We start from the raw sequence: 24,480 nt of genomic DNA, 5'->3' as shown, positions 1-24,480 counted from the left end.
CGGAACCCGTAGAAGTGCCGATCGCGCACTTCGCTCGGGGGCGCCGCCCAGACAGCAGCGTGACCCTCATTTCAGCCGGCAAATTTCCGCTGAACCGCCAAGACCGCAAGATCCTGGCCGCGCCCGGCAACTGCTCGCCGGACGGTGGTCAGAACCTTGCGGGTCATTTGGTCCAGAGTATGACTCGGAACTGCGGGTGAGCGGCGCGTCGTCGGGCGCCTACAGGCGGATCATGACTGACTTGAGTTCGGTGAACGCATCCAGCGACTGGGCGCCGAGTTCGCGGCCATGGCCTGACTGCTTGAATCCGCCGAACGGGAAGGTCAAATCCAACTCGCCGTGCGTGTTGACCCACACGACTCCGGCGCGGAGGCGCCGTGCCAGAGTGTGGGCAGTGGATACGTCGCGCGTCGCGATCGCGGCCGCCAGCCCGTATGGGGTGTCGTTGGCGATTCGCACAGCTTCATCGACGTCGCTGAAGGGAATGAGCGCCGCCACCGGGCCGAAGATCTCTTCCCGCGCGATCCGCATACGGTTGTCCACGCCTTCGAACAAGGTGGGCTCCACGAAGTAGCCACTGCTGTTGACCGGTTCGCCGCCAGCGGCGATCCGGCCACCCTCATCCTTGCCCGTCGTCACATAACCGGTGACCCGGTCAAACTGCTGCTTGGACACGACGGGACCAAGTGTGGTGCCGTCATCGAACGGGTCACCGATCTTATAGGCGGACATCGCCTTGATGAGAGCTTCTGCGAACTCGTCATGCACGCTGTCCTGAACCAGAATGCGGGTTCCGGCCACGCAGACTTGACCGGACATCACACAGAACCCGCTAGCCGCGTTACGCGCCGCCAATTCGATGTCAGCGTCGGCCAAGACAATGTGAGGGGACTTCCCGCCGAGTTCCAGAGTGACACGCTTCAGATTTCCAACCGAGGCTCCAAGGATCTTCTTCCCTGTCATGGTCGAGCCTGTGAAGGACACCTTGTCGATGTCCGGGTGGGCAGCGATCGCAGCCCCGGCCCCCTCACCGAGTCCGGTGACGACGTTCATCACGCCAGGTGGCAGGTCGCACTCACCCAGAATCTCGGCAAATCGCAGGGCAGTCAATGATGTCTGTTCCGCAGGCTTCAGGATGACGGTGTTCCCTGTGGCGAGCGCTGGTGCAATCTTCCATGACGCCATCACAAGTGGGCCGTTCCACGGGACGATTCCAGCGCAAACGCCCAGCGCCTCGCGCACGGAGTAGCAGTGCACTGAGTCGCCGACAGGATTGACCGTGCCCAGGATCTTGGTCGGCCAGCCAGAGTAATAGCGGAACGTGAGGGCGGTGCTGGCAACCATGCCACGAGTGATGGCGATCGGAATGCCGCCATCCAGCGACTCCAGCTGCGCCAATTCCTCTGCATGGGCCTCGATTGCTTCAGCCATGTCAAGTAGTACTTTGCTGCGCGCGTGTGGGTTAAGGTCGCGCCAAGTCGATTCCTCGAACGCGCGGCGAGCTGCCGCCACAGCCAGATCGACGTCCTCGGAGTCCGCAGCGGCGATCTCCGCGATCGTCTCTCCGTTGGCCGGATTGACCGTTGTGAACGTACGGCCTGACTTGGCGTGCACCCATTCGCCGCCGATCAGCATCGGCTTGGCGCCTCCTCCGTCAACAAAGTCGATTTTCGGCGGTGCGGCGACCTCGAAATTTCTCATCATGTGCCCCTCCTATTGTCCTGTGACGTTCGACAAAACTCGCCTTATGTGGTGGTAAAAGATCATTGAGCAACTCGCGCCCCATCTAGTCCGACCTCACCCGCTCGCCGGCCGACACGCCGGCGAGCGGGCCAGCGTCAGCCGTTCTTCGTGCCCGGGATTGCCTTGATCTGGATGGGGGTTTCACCCGTGTCTGACACAAAGTCGCTGCCCGTAACCTTGACCATGTAGGTGCAGTTGCCGGGAAACTGCTGCTGCGTATCACCAAACGTCGAGTAGTTGACCGGGCAGGTCAGGCCGCCATGAGTGTCGTTCGTGACCTTTCGCAGTGCGGTGACGAAGCCCCTAGCCGAAGTGTCGTTGGCCTTGGCGGCGGCGACGAGGCCTGTGACCGCCGTATCGGCGCTGAACCAGCCCCACTCGTGCCCGGCGGCTGGGTACGGCTTTGACCAGTTGGCATAGGTCTTGAGCGCGTCCATCATCCGCGTGGTCCCGGGCGTCTTGAGCGATGCGGGCGTGTACCCGGCTGCCATGTACAGACCCTGCGCGGCGGCGAGGCCTGCCTGGTCGTCCAGCAGTTCCTGGCCATAGCCGCCCTGGACGAATGAAGCCTTGAGAGTGACCCCAGCGCCCTTGAGTGCAGTGAACAGGGACAGGCTGTCAGCGACCTGCATCTGAGTGCCGACTACGTCGCACTTGGCATTTTTGATCGAGAGCGCGATGGCGTTGAAGTTGGCCGACCCAGGTGCGAAGCTGAAGTCTGTGAATGGCGTAGACAGCCCCGCCGCCTGCGCCGAACCGCTCATGGCCTTTCCATTGGCGATGGTCGACGGCAGGTTGTAGCCGACCCCGCAGTAGGTCGTTCCGCCTTTGCTCTTGAAGAACTCCGGGAGACCCTGATAATTCGGAAAATTATTGTCGGAACTACCGAACATCGCAAAGATCGTCTTGTTATTCGGGTCGGCGCACTCAGGGCCGTCAATGCAGTCACCAATCACGGGGATCTTCTGCTGCGCCGCATACCGGTACGAGTTGTAGAAGGAGACACCGGCCGCGAGAACGATGTCGGCGTGGTCTTGCTCATGCAGCCGCTGGAGCGCTGCAAGCCCAGCCTCCGGGGTCGTTCCCTCGTCCTCGCTGACCAGCTTCAGGGTCACCCCGGGAATCTCGTGCTGCGAGTTCGCGAGTTCGATGCGTGCTTTGGCAGCGTCGATGGTGCTCTGCCCGAAGGAGGACGCCGCAGGGCCAGTAAGTGGCGTCATGATTCCCAGGGTAATTGTGGTCCCGCTACCGCCGCCGCTGCCGGAGGCGGTAGCCGAGCCACACGCCGCGAGCGTGCTCGCGGCCAGCAGGGCGGTGGCCGCCCCTGTCAGCATTTTTAGCATGGCCTTCATTGGTACCGAGCCTTTCGTTGGTGTTGACGCCTCCACTGCACGACGTCGTGTGATGTTGCGATGCGTACCACCTGTGTTTGAGGCTCCGTCATTGAGCCCACTCCGCGCGTAGCCGCCGGACATCGTTGTCGTCGACAGCCCAACGAAGATTCCCAGGCCACCAAGCGAGCCCTGACTGCGGCACGCGTTGGTCGCCAACGTCATCGTCCACTCTTCGCGTCAGGACGGATGGCACGGTCCATAGTGGGTGAATGGCGTCACTTATGCATACACTATTACAGACATCGTGACCAACGTCACGAAGTTTTTGTTTTTCTTAGACGATCGGGCCACCCCGACGAGGAAAGGTGACAGAAGATGCCAACACAGACTCGAGCCGCAGTGTGCTGGGAAGTCGGCCGTCCGTGGGAAATCGTGGACTGCACGCTGGCCGACCCGCGGCAGGGCGAGGTGCTCGTCAAGCTGGAGTATGCAGGCCTATGCCACAGCGACGATCACAACATCACGGGAGACTTCCCGGCCGCGCTGCCAGTCGTCGGTGGCCACGAAGGTGCCGGAGTGGTTGTCGCGGTCGGGGAAGGCGTCGACCGGGTCCAGGTCGGCGACTCGGTCATGCTCCTCCCTCTGCCCTCGTGCGGGAAATGCCGCTATTGCGCCGAGGGACGCAGCTACATCTGCGACGCAAATCTGGATGTGATGACCGGCGCCCGCGCTGATGGCAGCTTCGCGTTCACGTCCGCAGACGGCCAGCCGATCGGGGCCTATGGCCAGCTCGGAACATTCTCGGATTACACGCTCGTGCAGCAGATCCGAGTCCAGCGCTACGAACGGGACATCCCGGGGCCGGTCGCCGCCATCACGAGCTGTGCCGTTATCACCGGTTACGGCTCCGCGGTCCGCGCCGCGGGCATCCGGGATGGCGACACCGCCGTCGTGGTCGGCGTCGGCGGGGTCGGGATGAGTGCCGTGATCGGTGCAAAGATCTCTGGAGCCGCGCACGTGGTCGCCGTCGACCCTGTGCCATTCAAGCGGGAACAAGCGCTGAAGCTAGGCGCGACGCACGCCGCGGCCGACGTCGACGAGGCCATGGGTATCGTCTCGGCACTCACCCGGAACAGGATGGCGGAGGCCGCAATCATCACCGTCGGTGTCCTACACGGCGACATGATCGGCCCCATCACCCGCCTGGTGAGCAAGGGCGGCAACGTAGTGGTGACCTCCGTAGCCCCGATGACCGAGAGCACCGTGTCGATCCCTTTGGTCGAATTCGCCATGTCGGCGAAGAATCTGATCGGGGTGGTCATGGGCCTCACCCGCCCGACCGCCGACATCGACCGGATTCATGCGTTGTACCGTGCCGGCAAGATCCCGCTGGATGACCTGGTGACCCGAACGTACAAACTCGAGGACATCAACCTCGGCTACGAGGACATGCACAAGGGTCTTAACCTCCGCGGCGTGATCCAATTCTGAGTCGGATGTGATGCGGGCCTTGGCACTTTGTGCCAAGGCCCGCATCACATCCAGCCATTCCGAAAACCCCTTGGTGCGGGCAGTTTCGGTCCTGAACAGCGAGTTCAGAGTCTCAGCGGGGCAATTCCTCGGTGCCGACTCTCCATCAAACCTGGTGAAATTCAACCCTGCTACCCCGAGGCGCCACTCGGGCCAGTAGCATGTCCGCACACTTATCGGGACGGTCGTTCGGCGCATTAAAAACTTCGTGACGTCCTTCGATATGTCTGGCATACTGCATACATAAGTGTGGCCAAATGCTATGGATCACGAGCATCCATGTTGGCCGTTGTAGGAGTGAACAATGACGTTGACGATCGACTATGACCGCTGTCAGGGGCACGGACGGTGCAACCTGATCAGCCCCGAGCTGTTCGACCTGACCCCCGACGACGGGCTCGGTGTCGTCCTCGTCCCAGAACCCGGTCCCGAGTTCGCGCATGTGGTGGCTCAGGCCGTAGGCAACTGCCCCGAGCAGGCGATCAGTTACGTGGCGAGGAGCTCGTCATGATGGGTTCTTCGGACCCGTTGACGATGCCGGTCGAGGAGCTCACACCGCACTTCGACTTGTTCGAGCCTTCGCACAGCTCGCGCCTGTGGGAGGTGCTCGACTTCGCGCGCACGTCGTGTCCCGTGGTCAAGACGGACGCAGATGACGGCTACCACATCGTCACGCGCTACGACGACCTACGCACCGTGCTGACAGACGCGGAGACCTACAGCTCAGCGGAGGCGGGCCTGCGCGGCACGCCGATCCCGATGCCGCCGTTGACCGAGGACCCACCGAACCATATCGAGTTCCGGCGGGCGCTGAACCCCTATCTCATGCGAACATTCCTCGCCCGTTACGAGGACGATATTCGCCGGCATGCCAGCGAGCTGCTCGACAAGCTCGTCCCCCGTGGCCGGTTCGAGTTCATGACCGAGTTCGCCGTCCCCTTCACGACGGGCAACCTCGCCAGAGTGATCCTCGATGACGACAATGAGGTCCGGTTGCAACGCGCGATCGACCTCGCCACTGAGATCAGCAGCTACGGCCGGAACGAAGCCTTCTTCGAGCTGGCCAGTCTGGCGGAGGAGCTTCTTAAGGAGCGAATGGCGTCCGGCAGCAAACGGGACGACATCGTGAACGCCATCCTGCGGGCCACGGTGCACGGGCGCCCGTTGACGATGCAGGAGCAGGTCGGGGCGACGACCATCCTGTTCACTGGGGGACTCGACACCACGAAGGCCGCCCTCGGCAACATCACCCGGCACATCGCCGACGACCCCTCGCTCGAGGCGCGGGTACGCGATCCCGAGTGGATCAAGGACGATCTGGACGAGTTCCTGCGGCTGGACTCGCCGATCGCCTTCATGGCCCGCACCGTGACCAAGGAGACGGAGCTGAACGGATGCCCACTGCAGCCCGGTGACAGGGTGGCGGTGCACTACGCATCGGCTAACCGGGACCCATCGCGGTTCGCGCATCCGGCTGAGCTGGACTTCGAGCGCGAGCGCAATCCACACGCGGCCTTCGGTCTTGGTCCGCATCGCTGCATAGGACTGCACTTCGCCCGGCTACAGATCGAGATCGGTTTCCAGGAGCTGTACAAGCGAGTCACCCGAATCCGCATCCCAGAAGGTGAAACAGTACACACGGCGACAGGCGTGGTGCAGTCGCATGAGTACCTGCCGATCGAGTTCGACACAGTCCAGGCGGACCAGGCCGTCGACCGCTAGATCGAAGCTACGCAGGCTGAGACGCCGGAATCCCCTTGTTGGCGGGGATTCCGGCGTTTTGCTGGACTGACGTCCGAACTATCCGAATTCATCTTAGTTTTCGGATAAATATGGATAGGGTCGGATTTGCGACGTTCAGGAGTCCGCTTTTCGCGATGAGGTGCATGCATCTGCTTACAAAGTGCGACCTTTCGCCCTTCAGCCCGTCAAACGGTCGCCGCCCCCTGCGATCAGGGCCGGTCAAGTGCGGACGAGGGTTCTGAGGAGCCTGAGCAGGACGGAAATTGATGCGATGTCCACAGGACCGGTCCCTGTGACTTCGGCGGACATGTCCTTGATCCGGGCGAGCTGCTCTTGGCGTCCGCGTTCCCACTCCATGACGCGCTCGAGGGAGTCGGCGCGCCCTGGATCGCCGCTCGGTGTGCTCCGCAATACGGAGATGGCCATGTCAGCCCCGACTGAGTACACATCGGCGCGCAGTGCGGCCCGAGCGAGCGCGTCCCAGCGGCTCCCGCGGGGAAGATCGGTGATTCTCAGAAACAATTTGAGGGCACCGATGCGCTCGAGCACGGTGGAGTACAAGTCCGCAACCTGCTCGATGGGCTCATCGATCTGTTCCGCGATCAGGGAGATATCCAACAAATGGACGCTCATGGCTACGCCGACTCCGCTCCGCGCCAGGTCGGGCGGGATCCCGATGGCCTCCCAGCGTGCCTGCAGGTCCTGTGCGAGGTCGATATCATCGGCGCGCAGGTAAACGAGGCTTCTATTCCCCAAGAGGTCCATTGTCGGCATGATCCTGCTCAGGGCCTGGTCCACCGGCTGGTCCCGATGGTCATGGGTCATGTACCAGCGCGTCGCCCGGTCGAGGATCCTTCGTATATACACAGCCAATTCCGCGCGATGCGCGGCCGGAACAGCAGGCGGAAGCCCGGCGATCCTGTCTGCGATCCGCTGCAGGTCAAAGGCCTCGCGCACTGCCACGAAGGCCCTTGCGAGGGCGGCCGCGCTCCCGGCGGTTTCCTCGATGGCACGGAAGGCGAAGGTGATCCCGCCCTGGTTGATGATGTCGTTGGCGAGCACGGTGCTGATGATCTGCCGGCGGAGCGGATGTGTTTGGAGCTCGTTGCCGAAGCGGTCCACGATTGGGGGCGGGAAGTAGCCGCGGAGGACCCGGTCGAACCAGGGGTCGTCGGCGACGTTGCTGTCGTTCAGTTCCTTGGCGAGTGCGATCTTGGCGTAGGCGGCCAGCACCGACAGCTCGGGGGAGGTGAGCCCCTTGCCCGCCTGCAGGCGTTCATGGAGCTGGTCGGTGGTGGGCAACGCCTCAAGAACCCGGTCGAGGCCGGCGGCTCTTTCCAACCAGTCCATGGCCCGTTCGAAGCCCGGGCTCCAGTTCAGGACGAGCTGGCGGTCGTTAAGGAGCAGGGTGTTCTGGTCACGGTTGTTCTTCAGAACCAGACGTGCCACGTCGTCGTTGAGAGAGTGCAGGAAGTCGGCGCGTTCGCCGGCGGTCATCTTGCCTGCCGCGATCATGCTGTCGATGAAGATCTTGATGTTGACCTCGTGGTCGGAGCAGTCCACTCCGGCTGAGTTGTCGATGGCGTCCGTGTTCAGCATGACTCCGTTCAGTGCAGCCTCCACCCGCCCCCGCTGGGTCACGCCGAGGTTGCCGCCCTCGACCATGATCCTTGACCGGAGTTCGTTTCCGTTGACCCGGATCCCGTCGTTGGCTTTGTCGCCCACCTCGGTGTTGGTCTCGGAGAAGGACTTGACGTAGGTTCCGATTCCACCGTTGTAGATGAGGTCCACCGGTGCCCGGAGAATGGCCCGGATGAGCTCGGGCGGGGTCATCGCCGTCGCCATCGTGGCCAGCCCCAAAGTCGAACGCACCTCTGGGCTGATGGGAATCGATTTGGCGGCGCGCGGGTAAACGCCGCCGCCGGGGCTGATGAGCGCGGGGTTGTAGTCGGCCCAGGACGAGCGCGGCCACTTGAAGAGGCGGCGTCGCTCCTCGAGGGAGGACGCTCCGTCGGGGGCGGGGTCCAGGAAGATGTGCCGGTGATCAAAAGCAGCCACGAGCCGGATATGTTTTGAAAGCAGCATGCCGTTGCCGAATACGTCCCCGCTCATGTCGCCGATGCCGGCCACGGTGAAGTCTTCGTTCCGGGAGTCGATTCCGAGGTCGCTGAAATGCTGATTCGCGGACGCCCAGGCGCCCCGCGCCGTGATGCCCATCCGCTTGTGGTCGTAACCTACGGAACCGCCCGACGCGAACGCGTCGCCCAGCCAGAAGCCGTACTCCTTGGCCACCTCGTTGGCGATGTCTGAGAACGCCGCGGTGCCCTTGTCGGCCGCCGCCACGAGGTAGTAATCGTCGTCATCATGACGTACCACCTTCGGAGGGGGAACGACCCGTCCCACCTGGCCCCGGGCACCAAGGTCGTCAGAGGGGCCGACGACGTCGGGCGGTGCCAGGTTGTCCGTGACATCCAGCAGACCGCGGAGAAAATCCTTGTAGCTAGCTATGCCCTCGGCGAGCCATGCGGGGCGGTCGGCGTCCGGATCGGGGAGCCGTTTGGGATAGAAGCCACCCTTCGCTCCGGTCGGGACGATCACCGAGTTCTTGACAATCTGGGCCTTGGCGAGCCCGAGAACTTCCGTGCGGAAATCCTCGCGCCGGTCCGACCATCTTAGGCCCCCGCGGGCCGCCAGCCCGAAGCGAAGGTGCACGCCCTCGACCCGGGGCGAATAGACCCAGATCTCGAATTTCGGCCGCGGGTACGGTGCGCCGGGAAGGTGGGAGGGCTGGAGCTTGAAGCTCAGGTACGGCCGGTCGCGGTAGAAGTTGGTTCTTGTGGTGGCCTCGATCAGGTTCAGGAAAGTCCGCAGCAGGCGGTCCGCGTCCAAGGAGGTGACGGCGTCGATCGCCTCGGCCGCCTCCGCGCGGGCGGCCGCTGTATTCCGGAGCCGCTCGGCGATGCCAAGCCCCGGGCGGAACCTGGCCTGGAACAAGCCCAGCAGCGCGCGGGCCGCCCTCGCGTTGGTCAGGAAAGTGTCCGCGATGAAGTCGTACGAGTTGGTGGTTCCCAGTTGCTGGAGATACTTGGCGTAAGCGCGGAGGATCGCGACTTGCCGCCACTCAAGGTTCTCCTGCAGGACCAGGGCGTCGAAGCGGTCTGATTCGGTGTCACCGCGCATGGCTGCGCCGAACGCGTCCGCGAGCAGGGAACTGGTTCGAGCGGGATCCACGCCGGGCGGATACCTCACGCCCAGGTCGTACAGGAACAGGGGCCTGTCCGTGCCGCGCAGGATGTCGAAGGGTCGCTGGTTCCGAACTTCAAGTCCGAGGTTGTGGAAGTACGGCAGGATCTGCGTAAGGCTCCGGGGGCTTGTGAGGTAGAGCCGGATCCGTGAGTCACGGGCCGGAGCGCCTCCGGCAGGCGTGGGTGCGGATTCCAGCCTCTCGCTGACAGCCATCAGGGGGTCGTGGAGGGGCCGTCCGCCGGTGCCGTCCAGATCGAACTTCTCGAATCGTTCGATGTCCTCTACTGCGTCCTCAAGATCGACATCCGCCCGGTAGCTGGCGGGGAACGCCGCTGACCAGAGAGAGGATAGCCAGGCGGCCTGCGCGGCGGGAAAGCGGACCCGGAGGGCATCATCCAGTCCCTCGGCCCAGGTCCGCGTGGCGCTGATCAGGCTCCTCTCCAGCATGGTCGGATCGACGTCATCGGGCCGTCGCCCAGCCGGAAGGAGGATCCGGAAGGAGACTCGGGCCATGGGTGAATCGCTCAGCCGGACGTCGAACTCGAGGGAGGAGGCGTTGAAGGCCTGCTTGAGCTCCTGCTCAAGGCGAAGGCGAACGGCCGTGCTGTAGCGGTGCCGCGGGAGGAAGACCAGCACGGACATAAACCGACCGTAGCTGTCCGCCCGCAGGAACAGCCGCGTTTGCCGGCGTTCCTGAAGCCGCAGGATCTCTGCTGTGAGCCGGGTCAGCTCCTCAACGTCGACCTGAAAAAGCTCGTCGAGGGGAAATGACTCCAGGGCGGCCAACAGTTCAGTGCCCCGATGCGAGGCTGGGACCAAACCGAGCCGCCTGCGCACTGCGGCGATCTTGTCGCGGATCACCGGTATCTGCCGCACCGATTGGCCCGCCGCTCCCGGGGCGAACAAGCCAACAAAGCGTCGTTCTCCCGCCACGGCGCCGGTCTCGTCGAAGATCTTCATGCGGATCTCATCCAGATATGAGGGCCGCTCTACGGTGGACCGTAGGTCGGCGGTGGAAATTGTCAGGACCTCACTGGCCCGGGAGGCCGGCTCGCTTGCGTCCTTGGACAGCCTGTGGGCACGCAGAAGACCCAGTCCCGACCCGGGCTTCAGCTGAAGGACCTCGTTGCCTCCCGCCGTCGTGAGCCCGTATTCGAAGTAGCCCAGAAGCGCGAAGTTTCCGCCCTCCAGCCACAGGAGGAGGTCCCGGAGCTGCTCGGCGGACGGCAGGCACCCGCTGGGGTACCCGTCCAGCGACTCGACCGCGGCAACCATCTGGGCGTGTAACCCACCGGAGTCTTCTGCAACAGCGCGGACATCGGCGAGGACTCTTTGCATTGCCGCTACGAAATCCCCGGAGCCGGACGAATCCGGTAGCCTGCCGATCTCCACCGCAATCCAGATCTCCGCGGTGCTTCTCCCAGCCGCAGCGGTATTCGGTGCATCGTTCTGGTTCAATGCGGCGCTTCCGGCGGCGAACCCTGCACGCTGCGGCCCGTGACGGAGCTCGATGAGCTCATGGGTTGCGGGATCGCGGAGAACCTCGAACGTGGGGTGGACGACGAGTCGGATCGACACGCCTTCACGCGTCAGCTCGGCGGTGACCGAGCGAACCATGTGCGGCATGTCATCGGCCACCACGAACAGCATCGTGGCATTCCGCTCATGGACGACTGCGACGCCGGACGTCCCTGGCGGGCGGACCGCGGCCAGAGCGAGGTGCTCCCGGGCGCGGAACTCGAGTGTTTCGACACTGTGGTCGTGGATGTCCTCGGCAGCCACGTGCTCGTAATAGGCAGCAAGGAACCCTTCGTCGGTCTGCGACAGACCGCCTGCGACGGAGCCCGGCGGCGTGGTTTCGCGTGACATACCCTTGCGCCTCCAGCGCGCGGAACCGCCCAGGCTGGCCCTAGGCGACCGGATCCTCGCGCCTTACTTCATGATCGCCACCCGGACGCCCGCAGTCCAGAGGCATCAAATTCGACGGCGCGTTGATTGCTGCAGAAGGAGTCCTGATGAAAAGCGTCTGGGGATGTTGAGTGCGCCCTTGGCATCGACCAGATCACCCGCAGGGTTTCTTCGAGGACGTAAAGAAAGTTCTTCATTTGCCCCTGAGGAGAGGCTAAGGAAACGACCCCGGGCTCGAGTTGTCACCGTAGGTGAGACCACTGGCCCGGATTGTCATGGCGCGAGCAGGGCACCTCGTTGACGAAGGTGGCATGAGGGCAATCGTCGAAGCGTTGCGCGATGCCTTAAAGGAAGTAGTCGACCTGGCGAGCAAGCGTCCGAGGAACTGATCGCAACTGTTCTGGAGCCGCCTGCAGCCTGGAGAGAGTCGTCGTCGCCATCCACAAAGGGATTCCCGCCTCGGCTCGCCATTGGCGAGCCGAGGCGGGAATGAGGGCGCCGACGCACGATCTTGCCCCGGCGCTGTCCCTCTGGTTCCCCGCCGATGTCATCCCGCAGCCGGAGCAGCGTCGACGGGACTACGGGCTTCAGAACGCCATGAACAGGATTTCCTCGCGACCGTAGGTCCGGTCGTGAACTTCCTGAAGATGCGCTTGCACCTTCGCGACCAAGTCGTCCTCGTCGTCGCCTTGGATGTGCTCGCCACATGGGCAAGTGAGCCTGGTCTTCATCATTCCTTCAACTTTCCTGTCGACTCCGCATCTGACGGGCACCTCTAAGAGCGACGCTCCTGCGCACGCCCGATCAGCAGCCGTTGTTTGAGTGCGATGCGCACGGCAGCTTCTCGCACGGCGCCATCACGACGGCTAGGCAACCAGCACCGGAAGTGCTGTGAGCTGGTTGATCATGGCGCTCCAACCCCGCTTAGGCTCGCCCGTGAGTTCAAGCTTGACTCCGCGCTTGTTCATCTCTTCCAGCAGGATGCGGAGCTCGAGCTTGGCGAGCATGGAGCCCACACAACGGTGGATACCACTACCGAAGGCCAGCCCGTCTCGCCCGTAGCCCAAGGTAGGCATCCCGGTCCGGAAGGGATCAAAGGTGTGGGGATCCGAAAAGACCTCGGGGTCTCTGTTGGCCGCACTCAGGTGCAGCATCAACACGTCGTTCTTGCGGATCTGCTGCCCGGCGAACTCCAAATCGCGGGTCGCGGTCCGGGTGACACTCATGGCCGGCGTGATAAGCCGAAGCAACTCCTCGACGACTTCTCGCTGCTTGCCACGCGCAAACGCATCAGCCACCACCTCAGCCGCAGCGTGATCCTCGAGCAGGATGCGGGCGGACTGCGCAAGAAGCGTGTTTGTGGTGTCATAGCCGGCAACGATCAGTGCAGTGCAGTACATGGTGTATTCGGCTGCATCGAGCTCGCCGTCCTCGAGCGCTCGTGCCAGCAGGGAGATCAAGTCGTCGGCTGGCTCGACCAGCTTTCGTGCTCCCAGGTCCATCATGTATCCACCTACAGCCTGAAACGCCTCGGCCATCAACGAGCCGTCCTCGGAGGCGGCTTGGCCACGGAAGATGTCGTCAGCCCATTTCACGATGAGCTTCTGATCGGCGGCAGGAACGCCCATGACCACCGAGATGACGCGAGCCGGGATCTGCCGAGCAACCTGCTCGACCCAGTCGAACTCTCCGAGCGGAATCGCCTTGTCGAGCACCTCGTCGATAACGCCTCGGACCCAATCGCCAAACTGAGCGATTACCTTCGGGCCGAAGGCGCGCGAGGCTACCTTGCGGACACGGGTGTGATCGGGCGGGTCCATGAACAGAATGTGCTTGCTCATGGGTCCGGTCAGTTCCTGGTTCCCGAGTGGGAAGAATGCGCCGGGGACGGAGCTGAATGTATCGACGTCGGCTTCGGCCGCAACCACGTCGGCGTATCTGGTCACGAGCCAGAACCCACCGTTGTAGGTTCCGAACTCGGATGGATGCCAGTGAAGTCCAGGCTGCCGGCGCACGTCATCGAACGCGGCGTGGGGTATGCCGGGAACGAAGGTGGCTGGGTCAGTCAGGTCGGGAAGCGCCAGGTCCGTGCTCATGGACGATCTGATCCCACAGCGGCGTTTTCGTCCCCGGCGATGATCGCCAGCATCCCCATCGGGTTGCAGTAGTCACGCCAGTTGACGATCTTGCCGTTCTCGTCGAACTCGGTGACTCCCGCGATCGGGATGGAGATCGCGATGCTGCGGTCTTTCCGGATGATGTGGTCGATGCGCTCATGGAACACGCTATTGCCGGCTTCAGCCATGGTCAGGTCGACCACCTGGATGCACTCCATACCAAGCGCGGTATCCCGCGATGGGATGAGCACCTTCTCTAGGGCCTGGTCGAACCCGTGCACTAGCGGGAGTGAGTCGGCGTTCCACCAGGCGGCGTCCTCGGCGAAGATCTCGCGGAAGGCCGCGACCATGGTCTCGAAGTCCTTGTCCCAGCGGCCGAAGAACTCGGCGAGCCGCTGCGAGTTTGTCATCTCGTTTGTCATGCACATCTCCCAATTGTTGTTGTGACGCCCTGATGGGCCGCCAACTCCGAATTATGTATAACATTCTGTATACGTGGAGGCAATGCTTTTGGGGGAGCGACTTGCATCTATGGTGGGCACGGGTTCCAGGTGTTTCGAAGTTTTGTCGCGGGCCCTCCGCCCTCAGGCCGCACGTCCCCCACGAGTAGCGGACGAAAACGGGGGCTGTCGTCAGGTGTCCGATTCTCATGCGGCCTGACGGATACGACTGGCAGCCCGCCGGCGAGAAGGCCGAAGCTAAGGACTTGGGCCACTTCACGCAGGGTGACCTCGGTGTCTCGATGCGCCCCTGGGAGGCAGGTGTGACGTTCTTAGCTTCACCCCGGAGCGGACACCTTCATCGTCTGGGCGGCGTCCGGATCCGTCGAGGTCGACGGCCGGACCCTTGGTGAACGGACCCTCATCTTCTCCGATGCTGGGGAGACGCACCAGCTCACCGGGGTCGAGGCGGGCGCGGCAACGGTTGTCATCGCACGGCTATTGGGATAGATTATGCAAAAAAGTATACAAAATGCTGGAGGAGAGAACGGCAATGCCAAAAGTGACCTACGTTCAGGCGGACGGCTCGGCGGAAACGTACGATTTCGCCGTCGGCAAGTCGCTCATGCTCGCGGCTCAGTCTCACGGGGTCGATGGGATCCTCGGAGAGTGCGGCGGACAAGCGATGTGTGCCACCTGCCACGTATACGTCGATGAAAAGTTCCTCGACTTCCTACCCGAGGTTTCCGAGGACGAAGACGAGATGCTCGCAGAGGCTGCGGCCGAGAGACGGTCGAACAGTCGGCTGTCCTGCCAGATCCCGGTAAGGGAGGAGCTCGACGGTGTGACCCTCGTCGTCCCGAAAGAGCAAACGTGGTGAGCCCCCACGGGGTGGTCGTGGTGGGCGCCGGCCACGGCGGATTTCATGTTGGGCTCTTCCTGCGCACGCGCGGGTTCGAGGGACCCATCACGATCGTTGACGGGCAGCAACGGCTGCCGTACCAGCGGCCGCCGCTGAGCAAGGATTTCCTGCACGGCAAAGAGGAACTCGTCGACACTGAGTTTCGGCCAGCGTCATTTTACGACGAGCACGGAATTACCCTCCTGACCGGAGTCTCGGTTGAGGCGCTCGACAGGGGACACCGCCAAGTGCTCATCGCCAACAGAGACCCGATCAGTTACGACGACTTGGTCCTGGCCACCGGTTCTCGACCACGCCCACTGCAGATCCCCGGGGTCGACCTTCCCGGTGTTCTGCACCTGGCAATCGCGGACGACGCGGCCGCCCTGCGTGAGCGCATCGACGCCGCCGAGCGGGTGGTTGTCATTGGGGGAGGATTCATTGGTCTCGAATCGGCAGCCATGGCGGCCGGTGCAGGCAAGAAGGTTACGGTGTTCGAGGCTGACGACCGGGTGATGTCGCGCGTAGTCACCGAGCCGACATCTCGGTTCTACGAGAACTTGCACCGCTCACACGGCGTGGATCTGCGTCTGTCGTCGACGGTTACAGCCATCGAGGGCGACGACAATGGTGTGACCGCGGTCGTGGCAGGTGGCAGCCGCCACGCAGCCGACGTGGTCGTCATCGGAATCGGCTCAGTCCCCCGAGATGGCCTTGCCGCGAGTTCTGGCCTAGCGACCGACAACGGGATCCTGGTCGGCCCGACGCTGCAAACCTCCGATCCGCACGTCTATGCGATCGGGGACTGTGCGCGCTTCGGCACCCGATTCTCCAGAACCTGGCCCGCAGTCCGCCTTGAGTCCGTGCAGAACGCAACCGACCAGGCCAAGTTCGTCGCCGACCACATGTGTCATCCGGACGAAGACAGGAGCTATGACGCGGTTCCGTGGTTCTGGACAGATCAGTTCAGCCACAAGCTGCAGATCGCTGGCCTTGTCGACGGCTTCGACCGATACGAGCAGCTCGCGCAAGACGAGGGCAAGTTTTCCATCTACTGCTACCTCGAGAATGCACTCGTCGGATGTGAGTCCGTTAACTCGCCTCGCGATCACGTGCGAGCGCGCAAGGAACTCGCGGCTGCGTTCGGCGCCGCCTGATGGGAATCGATTTGGTGGCGCGCGGGTGCACCCCGCCGCCGGAGCTGATGAGCGGAAGACACTCCAGTCGGCCATCGTCATCCTCCGGAAACTAGGATCCGAGGTGCCCGTTGACTGAACCACGCACACGCCTGGTGCCGGCTTTGGTCTACGCGGCGCTCTCCACTGCGGTCGTGAGCTCGCTGGGCATGCTGTTGGTGCCCACCATTTCCCGCGAGATGGATGTTTCGGTGGCTACGGCGCAGTGGATGCTCACCATCAACCTCCTGGTCGGCGCGATCACGACGCCGGTCATGGGCCGGCTGGGCGACGGACCCCACAAGAAGCGGCTTCTGCTGTGGGCACTATCGATTATCCTCATCGGGTCCATCGTTGCCGCGGTGGCGCCAAACTTCACGGTGTTCCTTATCGGACGGGCACTGCAGGGCTTGACCTACGGGATCGTTGCAGTGACCATCACCCTGGCCCGCCGGTACGTCCCTGCCGACAAGGTACGGTTTTCTATTTCAAGCCTTTCCGTGACCGTATCAACCGGCTTGGGGATCGGTTACCCCCTGACCGGCATCATCGCGGAACTGTTCGACTTCCGTTTCGCTTTCTGGTTCGCCGCATTGTTCGTGGTGACGGCCATGATAGTGGTCTTCCGCACCGTGCCGGCAGGACCTGATGAACAGGCCTCGCGGGCACGGTTCGATTACGCCGGTGCGGGCCTGCTCGGTCTCGGTCTGGGGGCGCTGCTCTTGGGAGTAAGTGAAGGGCCGAACTGGGGGTGGAGCTCACCGTGGCTCATCGCCACCTTCGTCTTCGCGACAGCGGTCGTGGCGGCCTGGATCAGGGCTGAGCTGCGCGCGCCGCATCCGCTGATTAACCTTCGGGTTCTCCGGAACGGAGACGTGCTGCTGGCAAACAGCACGGGTATGGGGCTCGGGGCCGCGATGTACATCGGCATTTCGATTTCCAGCCTCGTCGCACAGGCCCCGGTTTCCACCGGCTATGGCATCGCGCTGCCAGTGTTCTGGGCCGGCTTCGTGATGCTCCCGCTGTCGATGGGAAGCTTCACGGCGAACCGTCTGGTGCGCCGATTATCGCGCCGGATCGGTCTGCCGACCCTGCTGCCGATCGGCGCGGGCCTGGTGTTGGCGGCCGGAATGCTACTCTGGTTTGCCCACGCCGAGCTCTGGGAGATCCTTCTCGGGATGTTGGTGATCGGTCTGGGAATGGGAACGAGCAATGCCGCTATGCCGGCGCTGATCGCCCGCAGCGTGGCCATCGAAGAGCTCGGTAGTTCCGTGAGTTTCAATCAGGTCCTGCGCACGGTGGGATGCTCCTTCGGCACTGCTGTTTCGGGCGCTGTGCTTGCAGCAAACATCGCACCGGATCTTCACCCTACCGATGCCGGAATCATCGCGACGCTCGCGATCAGCGCAGTCCTTTGCGCGGCGGTGTTCCTTTCCCTGCTCATCCATACCCTGACAACGAATTCTCGTCGGCCGGTAACCGACAGCCTGACTGACGCCCGGGTAGGCTGAACTCTATAGTTGCCCGCACGACGGGCCTCGCTCGGTCGCGGCCGTCAGAAGGTCCGCCAACGCGGGTTCAGGACCACAAGTTCATCCAAAACTCTTGCCCTTTCAACTCATTGTGGCCCGAGGCGCTCGAAGTGCCGGTGGGCCCTTCCTATTTCTCTACACTTTTCAAGTGGGTAGGGGTGGCGACAGATTCGTTCGGACGTTCGGATCCTGGTTCCAGCCGCAATCACGCGGGCGAGTTTTGTCCTTGCCCGGATTCAGGCCTGATATGAGCCTCGGGGACCAGACCGCTGCGCACACAGATATTGCGTGCGTCACAGTTCGTGCCTAAGCTTTGCGGGGGCGGTCGCAGCGTCGCGGCCGTCCACGAACGGCAGGAGCACCATGACAGACAAGCTCAACGTCCTGGTGCGCGTGGACATCGATTGCGCCCGCGCCAAGATCGCGGCCCAAGGCCGCGTGACGACGCAAAACCTCCAGGCGCTCTATGTGGTCGCGAAACGCGCCAACGCCCTGATGGAAGGTCTGGCCCTGGAAATCGACGTGACACGCGCCCGGGTCGATCCAGACGCTCTCGAGCAGCTGCGCGCCTGCTCGCAGTCCCATCACCTGCCCGCGCATATCGATCCGTTCCCGACCGACTGCAAACTCAGCATTCTGACACCACGGGATGCCTCTACGACCATGAGGAACGTAAGTCTGGCGGCCTGACCCGTCCTCTCTACCAGACCTCACCGAGTGCCCGCGCACTTCAGGCCTCTGCCGGCCGAGACCCTTGCCGTTCCGTAACCGCCTGGTCGAGCGGATCTCTCATGTCGCGTGCACAGGGGCGGAGAGCCGTTGAATATCGGTCGCATGGCCGCCGAACGGGCAGATGTTGCACTGGGGATGTCAGGGTGGCCGGCATGGAGGGCGCCGGCGATCAGGGCGAGACGACAAAGCAGTCCGGAGCGGCCCGCTGGAGTCCCACGAGGGGGCCGGTGGCGTCCGGGCTCCAGGATGATCCTCCCGCCGTTGACCCCCGTCTGGCTGCCAGCGCCAAGGGTCGTTCCCAGTCGAGCCATGTTCGCGTGCCATCCCAGGCATCAACGACCAACTGAACCTGGGCCATTCCCGGCGGAGCAAACGCTCAGGGCTTGACGCCCCTGCGTTCTCCCTGAGAATCCTGCCAACCCTGGACTTTGAGATCCCTGTAACCTTTGCGAGCTCGCGGACGGTCGCACTCTCAGCGGTGAGAGCGAACACCGCCTGCATCTCCAGCAGCTCTGATGCCGGGCTCGCCGTGGATCCCGAGGCCGATTGCCAGGAGCCGCCGCACTTTTCCGGCTTACGAACGTGCCGTGCACTCGGCGACAATGCATGCCCAGAGGTGGACGAACGCTAGTTCCGGATGTGCCACAACGGTTCAGCGGACCATCATACGTGGTGAGATCGCATCGCCGCGCAGTAATTGCCGGTCGTGTCGTCGCTGTCGGTTCCGATACGAGTGGTGGAGGACGCGCAGGCGGACTGCGGACGATCACGGGATCCGCAATCCGTCTGCGCGTAGTTAGTTCGCTGGTGACGCCTCTTGAAGTGGAAGCGTCGGCTTACGCGCCGGCCAGAAGTAATACACCGCCGCGGCCACGATCAGACCGACGAGGAACGAGATGTCGATCCCTCCGATCGCGGTCGCGACTGGTCCGGTGTAGAGCGGGAGCACCGCGAACGGGATCATGGAGGCGAATCCGGCGCCGTACGCGGTGAGCCCGCGGGCGGACCAGTGTCCGTAGATGCCGTCCTTGTCGAGGATGTCGGCGATAGAGTACTCACCCTTGCGCACCAGGAAGTAGTCGGTGAGGTTGACGGCCGTCCACGGCACAAGCAGGAACAGCATCAGTGACAGGGCGGCGCCGGCGACACCGACGACATCGTTACCGAACGGGATGGCGATCGCGGACCAGACCACGACGGCAGCCAGACCGATCCAGAGCCGGGTTCTGGTGCCGCCCTTCCGGCCGAACATATCGGCACCGGTCATCACCTGGAGGGCGACGCTGTAGGAGAACGAACCGAGGCACACCACGAGCGTCGCCACGGAGACGAGAGCAAGCAGCAGACCAAACCCGGGGACGATCGAATCGCCGGCCCGCGTCAGGGAGGTGAGTGCGTCGTCGGCGCCGAAGGTCGCCGCCAGCCATGCCCCGATCCCGAGCAGCCAGATGGCGGACAGTCCCGTGCCAGTGTAGACGCTCGCGATCAGCAACCCCGGTCGTGTGGTGGGCGGAAGGTAGCGGGTGTAGTCCGAGACGATCGGGGCCAGGGCGATGTTGTATGCGGCCGAGACGGCGAACTGGGCGATGAAGGCGACGATGTTGAACCCGAGCTCGCTGGCGTGCGGAGCGTTCGCCGCTTGCGGGACCGAGGCGCCGCCGAGGATGATGGCGACGGTTAACACGGCGAACAGCGGCAGGGAGATGTAGAAGATGATGCGGCTGGCGCGGTGCAAGGCGTGGTGGCCGAGGACGGCGAGCACGGCGGCGCCTGCGTTGATCGTGATGCCGACCAGGGCGGGCGACCAGTCGAACATGCTTTGCAGCCCGCCCGTGGTCAGCACCGTGTAGACGACGCCGAATCCCATGTAGCAGGCGACGGCCATGAGCACGGCGATGACGGCGCCGTAGAAGCCGAACTGTGCGCGGGACTGGATGATCTGGGGCAGGCCCATGTGTGGTCCCTGCGTGGCGTGGAACGCCATGAAGAAGGTGCCGAACGCCATGCCGGCGATGCCCGCGACGAGCGTCCAGCCGAAGGACAGCCCGAGCGACGGGCCGGTGAAGCCGAGGGCGATCGTGAAGAAACTCCAGTTCGCCACGAAGAAAAACGGGGTGATGCTCCAGGCGTTGCCTTTGCGTTTCCCGAGCGGGATCCACTCGATGGAGGCGGTCTCGAGGAGCTCGGAGCGGGGTCCGCTGCTGAGTTCGAGCAGGTCGGAGCGGGGTCCGCTCCTGAGTTCGAGCAGGTCGCCTTGTTCTGTGATCATCGTGATTCTCTTTCGGAATTCTGCGCTGCGGGCGCGAGGAGGGGGATGGTGAGGCGGAGTGCCGCGATGGCCGCCGGGACGGGGGAGTCCCCGGCGGCCAGGCGGTAGACGACGGTCCCGTCCACCACGGCGAGCACGGCCTGCGCGATCTCCGGGCGGGCGATCCGTCCGTTGAGGGCGAGGATGCGGCGGACGAGGTCGACGAGCTCGGCGTTGTAGCGGGCGATGAGCGGTCGCAGCTCGGGATGCCTCCCGGACTGGATGTAGCGCTCGTACACACCGGAGATGGTCGCTCGGGACATCTCGGCCTGCTCCGCCGGGTGGATGGTGGCCACTTCGACGATCGCGCCGGCCGCCTGTTCGAGCGTGAGGGGAAGGGGCAGCCGGACGATGAACTCCTCCCCGCGCTTCACCCAGCCGGTGAGCGTGTACAGCAGGGCGGCGCTGCGGAGCTTTTCGCGCGAGCTGAAGAACGCTCGCACGGTGGCTTCCGGAAGCCGGGCCTCCTCGGCGACCGACCGATGCGTGAGCGCATCGATCCCGCGGCGCCGGAGGACCGACGCCGCGGCACGGACGACGGCGAGCCGTCGGTGGGCGGAACGGGTGGAGCGCTGGGGGGTCGTCTCGTCCATGATTCAGGAGTTCAGTGGTTCAGGATGCGCGGTTCAGCGGGTCACAGCGCGTAGAGGTAGCGGTCGCGCTCCCACTCCGTGACGGTGGCGTGGAAGGACTCCCACTCGGCGTACTTCATGTCCACGTACTCGCGGACGAAGCGCTCGGGGAAGACAGCGGCCGCGAGCGGGCTGACTGCGAATGCCTCTGTCGCCTCCAGCAGGTTGCGGGGAAGGCGGACGCTGTTGGCTCCCGACCCTCTGCGGGTGTCGAGCAGAGCGACGTCGACCGGATCGCCCGGGTCGAGGTCGTTGCGGATGCCGTCGAGTCCTGCGGCGAGGAGGAAGGCGGCCGCGAGGTACGTGTTCGCCGACGAGTCCACCACTCGGTTCTCGATGGCCGGCCGGTTGGCGGGTAGGCGCAGCATGCACGAGCGGTTCTGTACGCCGTATGCGGACCACACGGGCGCCCAGGATGCGGTGCCGTCGGCCAGGCGCGGGTTCAGTCGCTTGTACGAGTTGACCGTCGGGGTGACGATCGCGGCGAGCGCGTCCGCGTGGCGCATGATCCCCGCGGAGAACGAGTAGGCGAGCCGGCTCCAGCCGAGGCCGCGCGGGTCATCCGGGTCGGTCATGAGGTTCTGGCCAGTCTCGGTCGACTCCAGGCTCATGTTGTAGTGGTGGCCAGAGCCCCACGCCTCCGTATACGGCTTTGGCATGAACGTCGCGACCAGTCCGTGGCGTTTCGCGATCTGCCGCACCATCACCCGGAAGAAGGCGACTTTGTCGGCCATCTCCAAGGCTCCGTCGTAGCCGAAGTCGAACTCGTACTGGCCGTCACCGCCCTCCTGGTCGAAGCTGTAGACGCCGAAGCCGGTCTCCTGCATTCCGCTGACGAGTTCGTCGAGGAAGTCGGCCGCGTCGAGCGTCGCCTCGGTGTCGTAGGCGGGCGACGGCTTTAGCCCGCCGCTCGGCGTGATCGGCTGCAGGTACGCCCCGCGCTCCTGAGACGGACGGAAGACGAACAGCTCGATCTCCACGCCCAGCTTGAACTCGAGCCCGAGCTCCCTGGCCTGGCGCAACTGCGCCTTCAGGATGCTGCGAGTGCACTGGTCAAACGGCTCCTGGCCCTCGCGGAGGAGATCGGCGGCCATCCAGGCGAAGCGGCGGTCCCAGGGCAGGATCCGCAGGGTCGCCGGGTCCGGGATCGCCACGGACTCATCCTCCTGCGGCTCCATCGAGCCGAACCCCGTGATCCCGCGCGGCGTGTACCGCTCGGAGCCGGCGAGCATGTCGGAGAAGAAGTCGATCGGGACGATCTTGGCCTTCGAACGGCCGTGGATGTCGACCCATCCGCCCATCGCGTATTTCACTCTGGAGGCGATGAGCTCGTCGACCGTGAGGGGGGCCGGGGAGGTGCTGGCAATGTCGGTAATGGTCATGGTGGTGTTCAGTTCCTAAATCCAGGTGGGGCGGGGGATGTCGGCGGACCGCAGCACGGGCGCGCTCTCGACGAGGGCGACGGCGACGCGGCAGTCGATGACATCGACGATGAGGTTGAAGATCTGGTGGCCCAGTTCGGGCGTGGCCTGCGACGGGGCGCCGGTGACGCCGTTCGTGGACAGGGACTCGGCGGTGTAGCGGAACGCGAGGCCGCCCGTGCGGTCGGGGTCGTCTGCGGCGAGCATCGCCTCAGTGTCAACCAGCTCCGGGTTTAGGTGCAGCACCACAGAGGTCTCGGCGCGGTTGGCGTGGATGTCCTGGCCGTCCGCCCCGACGAGCGCGGCGACGAGTTCGTCTGCGCACCACCAGTCGATCCACGAGGAACGCAGGTCCGGCCGGCGGAACCGCAGGACGTCCGTGGCCGAGGCCAGCGGTGTCGCATTGCCCATGTGCCCGTTGACGAACAGGAGGCGAGTCAGCCCGCTGAACGCCGACCACTCCGCGTAGCGGACCAGGATGCGGCTGAGCTCCTCCGGGAATAGTGAGAGCGTGCCAGGGAAGGCCGTCCCGTGTCCGAGACTGGAGCCGACGGTGATCGGCGGCAGCACGATTGTCTCGGCCGGCCGTCGATGCTCCACGGCGGCGCAGAGCGCGAGCGCAATGCGCGTGTCGGTGTCGGTCGGCAGGTGCGGTCCGTGCTGCTCGGTCGCCCCGACGGGGACGAGCCCGATGCGTGCGGGGAGGTCGGCGGCCGCGAGTTGCGCCATTGTCGATTCGGCCCACCTCATGACGGGTGCTCCTCGGCCGTCGCCGTCGGGTGGGTCTCTGAGTGTTCGAGGGGCATGGTTTGCTCTCCACGATTCCGGAGCGAGTCGCTCCCAAGTCCTGCCGGGCTTTTGTCCCCAGGTGTCCGGCAGATGCCGGTGCGTCCCTCGGTCCTGACCTCGTGCGAGCGGAACCCTAGACGGCGGCCCTCGTCGAGGGCATTACCGTTAGAGTAATCGAGCCGTGTTCCGCGGGTGTTACCGACGTGTTTCATCAACGCGACAACCGAAGTGGGTCCGCGGCGTTCAACGGCTCGAATCGCGGATGCCAGCGAGGACCCTGGGCTGCGGGAGGAGCACCTGAAAAAACGCCCCCGCCGCCTCGGTGGATACGGTCACGAAAGGAAATCAAAACTTGACGAACATAGAAGCATCCAAGACTCGATCTCCGGACCCACCACGAACGGATCCGTGGACTGCTGCCGGGTCGAAACACGTGCTATCCCGTGATGACAGAGCTGCTGGCCAAGCACTACCGGACAATTTTGAGGTGCCTTGGAATCACAGTGGCGGCCTGCTCGGCCCTATCGGCCGGACTACTGTGGGCTGCCGCCCCTCCTGACGGGCTGAGAGTCCTGGAACCGGTGGCCACGAAAGCCACCCTGCTCACACTCCTGTCGTGCTCGGACTAGGTCTTCCCCTGGCTGCCGCTCTCAGCCCACGACAACACCTGAGATTCACGGCGGCCATCTTCGCGGCCGCTGCCATGACCAACGCCGTCGTCCTCAGCCCCTGATAGTCGTCCCGTTCCAAGACGCGACATCGTTCATTGCGGTCATCGGAGCAATCGTCATGGCCGTCGCCAGCGTCCCGGCTCTTCATGAAGCTATTGAGGATCCGGAGAGCTCGGGTACCGAACAGGCCTAGCGGGCCAGATGGTCCGGAAACCGGACATCGGGTCGAGGAAAGCCTTATACACCTCCGCCGTATGC

At 64.0% G+C, this 24,480-nt stretch carries 17 protein-coding genes; 7 read left to right on the top strand and 10 right to left on the bottom strand.

Features of this window, described 5'->3' with window-relative positions; genetic code table 11:
- Positions 1 to 219: 219 nt before the first annotated feature.
- On the bottom strand, positions 220 to 1,704 hold the full coding sequence (locus tag ACFVTG_RS16905; protein ID WP_390282082.1) for an aldehyde dehydrogenase family protein: 1,485 nt from the start codon (positions 1,702 to 1,704) through the stop codon (positions 220 to 222).
- A 134-nt stretch (positions 1,705 to 1,838) separates the two neighbouring features.
- Positions 1,839 to 3,095: an ABC transporter substrate-binding protein gene (locus tag ACFVTG_RS16900; RefSeq protein ID WP_390282081.1), complete on the bottom strand. Its 1,257-nt coding sequence runs from the start codon at positions 3,093 to 3,095 to the stop codon at positions 1,839 to 1,841.
- A gap of 357 nt (positions 3,096 to 3,452) precedes the next feature.
- On the opposite strand from ACFVTG_RS16900, the gene ACFVTG_RS16895 reads away from it, so the two are divergent.
- From ACFVTG_RS16895 to ACFVTG_RS16885, 3 genes are all read left to right on the top strand, one after another.
- Positions 3,453 to 4,568, top strand: a complete 1,116-nt coding sequence (locus tag ACFVTG_RS16895; RefSeq protein ID WP_390282080.1) for an NDMA-dependent alcohol dehydrogenase — start codon at positions 3,453 to 3,455, stop codon at positions 4,566 to 4,568.
- A gap of 343 nt (positions 4,569 to 4,911) precedes the next feature.
- Positions 4,912 to 5,118 (top strand): ferredoxin, encoded by a 207-nt coding sequence (locus ACFVTG_RS16890; RefSeq protein ID WP_390282079.1) that lies wholly within the window; start codon positions 4,912 to 4,914, stop codon positions 5,116 to 5,118.
- Positions 5,115 to 6,329, top strand: a complete 1,215-nt coding sequence (locus ACFVTG_RS16885; protein ID WP_390282078.1) for a cytochrome P450 — start codon at positions 5,115 to 5,117, stop codon at positions 6,327 to 6,329. Before ACFVTG_RS16890 ends, ACFVTG_RS16885 begins: the two co-directional genes overlap by 4 nt.
- 240 nt (positions 6,330 to 6,569) lie before the next feature.
- Here ACFVTG_RS16885 and ACFVTG_RS16880 read toward each other — a convergent pair whose 3' ends face one another.
- From ACFVTG_RS16880 to ACFVTG_RS16865, 4 genes are all read right to left on the bottom strand, one after another.
- Positions 6,570 to 11,465, bottom strand: coding sequence for an NAD-glutamate dehydrogenase (locus ACFVTG_RS16880; RefSeq protein WP_390282077.1), 4,896 nt, complete (start codon positions 11,463 to 11,465; stop codon positions 6,570 to 6,572).
- 626 nt (positions 11,466 to 12,091) lie between these two features.
- On the bottom strand, positions 12,092 to 12,238 hold the full coding sequence (locus ACFVTG_RS16875) for a DUF1059 domain-containing protein (RefSeq protein WP_390282076.1): 147 nt from the start codon (positions 12,236 to 12,238) through the stop codon (positions 12,092 to 12,094).
- Between the two features lie 132 nt (positions 12,239 to 12,370).
- The gene (locus ACFVTG_RS16870) at positions 12,371 to 13,600 is read right to left on the bottom strand and encodes a cytochrome P450 (protein WP_390282075.1); all 1,230 of its coding nucleotides are present in this window, start codon (positions 13,598 to 13,600) and stop codon (positions 12,371 to 12,373) included.
- On the bottom strand, positions 13,597 to 14,043 hold the full coding sequence (locus ACFVTG_RS16865; RefSeq protein WP_390282074.1) for a limonene-1,2-epoxide hydrolase family protein: 447 nt from the start codon (positions 14,041 to 14,043) through the stop codon (positions 13,597 to 13,599). Before ACFVTG_RS16865 ends, ACFVTG_RS16870 begins: the two co-directional genes overlap by 4 nt.
- A gap of 550 nt (positions 14,044 to 14,593) precedes the next feature.
- Here ACFVTG_RS16865 and ACFVTG_RS16860 point away from each other — a divergent pair.
- From ACFVTG_RS16860 to ACFVTG_RS16845, 4 genes are all read left to right on the top strand, one after another.
- Positions 14,594 to 14,941, top strand: coding sequence for a 2Fe-2S iron-sulfur cluster-binding protein (locus ACFVTG_RS16860; protein ID WP_390282073.1), 348 nt, complete (start codon positions 14,594 to 14,596; stop codon positions 14,939 to 14,941).
- Entirely contained in the window at positions 14,935 to 16,119 is a 1,185-nt protein-coding gene (locus tag ACFVTG_RS16855) for an NAD(P)/FAD-dependent oxidoreductase (RefSeq protein ID WP_390282072.1), read from the top strand. Before ACFVTG_RS16860 ends, ACFVTG_RS16855 begins: the two co-directional genes overlap by 7 nt.
- Before the next feature lie 110 nt (positions 16,120 to 16,229).
- Positions 16,230 to 17,648 carry an MFS transporter gene (locus tag ACFVTG_RS16850; protein WP_390282071.1) on the top strand — a complete coding sequence of 473 codons (1,419 nt, stop codon included), beginning with the start codon at positions 16,230 to 16,232 and terminating at the stop codon, positions 17,646 to 17,648.
- Positions 17,649 to 18,032: 384 nt separating this feature from the next.
- Positions 18,033 to 18,359 (top strand): hypothetical protein, encoded by a 327-nt coding sequence (locus ACFVTG_RS16845; RefSeq protein WP_390282070.1) that lies wholly within the window; start codon positions 18,033 to 18,035, stop codon positions 18,357 to 18,359.
- Between the two features lie 838 nt (positions 18,360 to 19,197).
- On the opposite strand, the gene ACFVTG_RS16840 is transcribed toward ACFVTG_RS16845, so the two are convergent.
- From ACFVTG_RS16840 to ACFVTG_RS16825, 4 genes are read right to left on the bottom strand one after another with little or no spacing between them, the layout of a single operon-like run.
- Positions 19,198 to 20,670, bottom strand: a complete 1,473-nt coding sequence (locus ACFVTG_RS16840) for a purine-cytosine permease family protein (RefSeq protein WP_390282069.1) — start codon at positions 20,668 to 20,670, stop codon at positions 19,198 to 19,200.
- On the bottom strand, positions 20,667 to 21,302 hold the full coding sequence (locus ACFVTG_RS16835) for a TetR/AcrR family transcriptional regulator (RefSeq protein ID WP_390282068.1): 636 nt from the start codon (positions 21,300 to 21,302) through the stop codon (positions 20,667 to 20,669). The genes ACFVTG_RS16840 and ACFVTG_RS16835 overlap by 4 nt, the downstream gene beginning before the upstream one ends.
- A 41-nt stretch (positions 21,303 to 21,343) precedes the next feature.
- The gene (locus tag ACFVTG_RS16830) at positions 21,344 to 22,723 is read right to left on the bottom strand and encodes a hypothetical protein (protein ID WP_390282067.1); all 1,380 of its coding nucleotides are present in this window, start codon (positions 22,721 to 22,723) and stop codon (positions 21,344 to 21,346) included.
- Positions 22,724 to 22,738: 15 nt separating this feature from the next.
- The gene (locus tag ACFVTG_RS16825) at positions 22,739 to 23,512 is read right to left on the bottom strand and encodes a creatininase family protein (protein WP_390282065.1); all 774 of its coding nucleotides are present in this window, start codon (positions 23,510 to 23,512) and stop codon (positions 22,739 to 22,741) included.
- Between the last annotated feature and the right edge of the window lie 968 nt (positions 23,513 to 24,480).

The sequence above is a fragment of the Arthrobacter sp. NPDC058127 genome (assembly GCF_042884555.1).
In the GTDB taxonomy this organism is placed as follows: Bacteria; Actinomycetota; Actinomycetes; order Actinomycetales; family Micrococcaceae; genus Arthrobacter.
The sequence above is the reverse complement of the archived record's forward strand: the minus strand, read 5'-3'. Positions and strand labels throughout refer to the sequence as shown.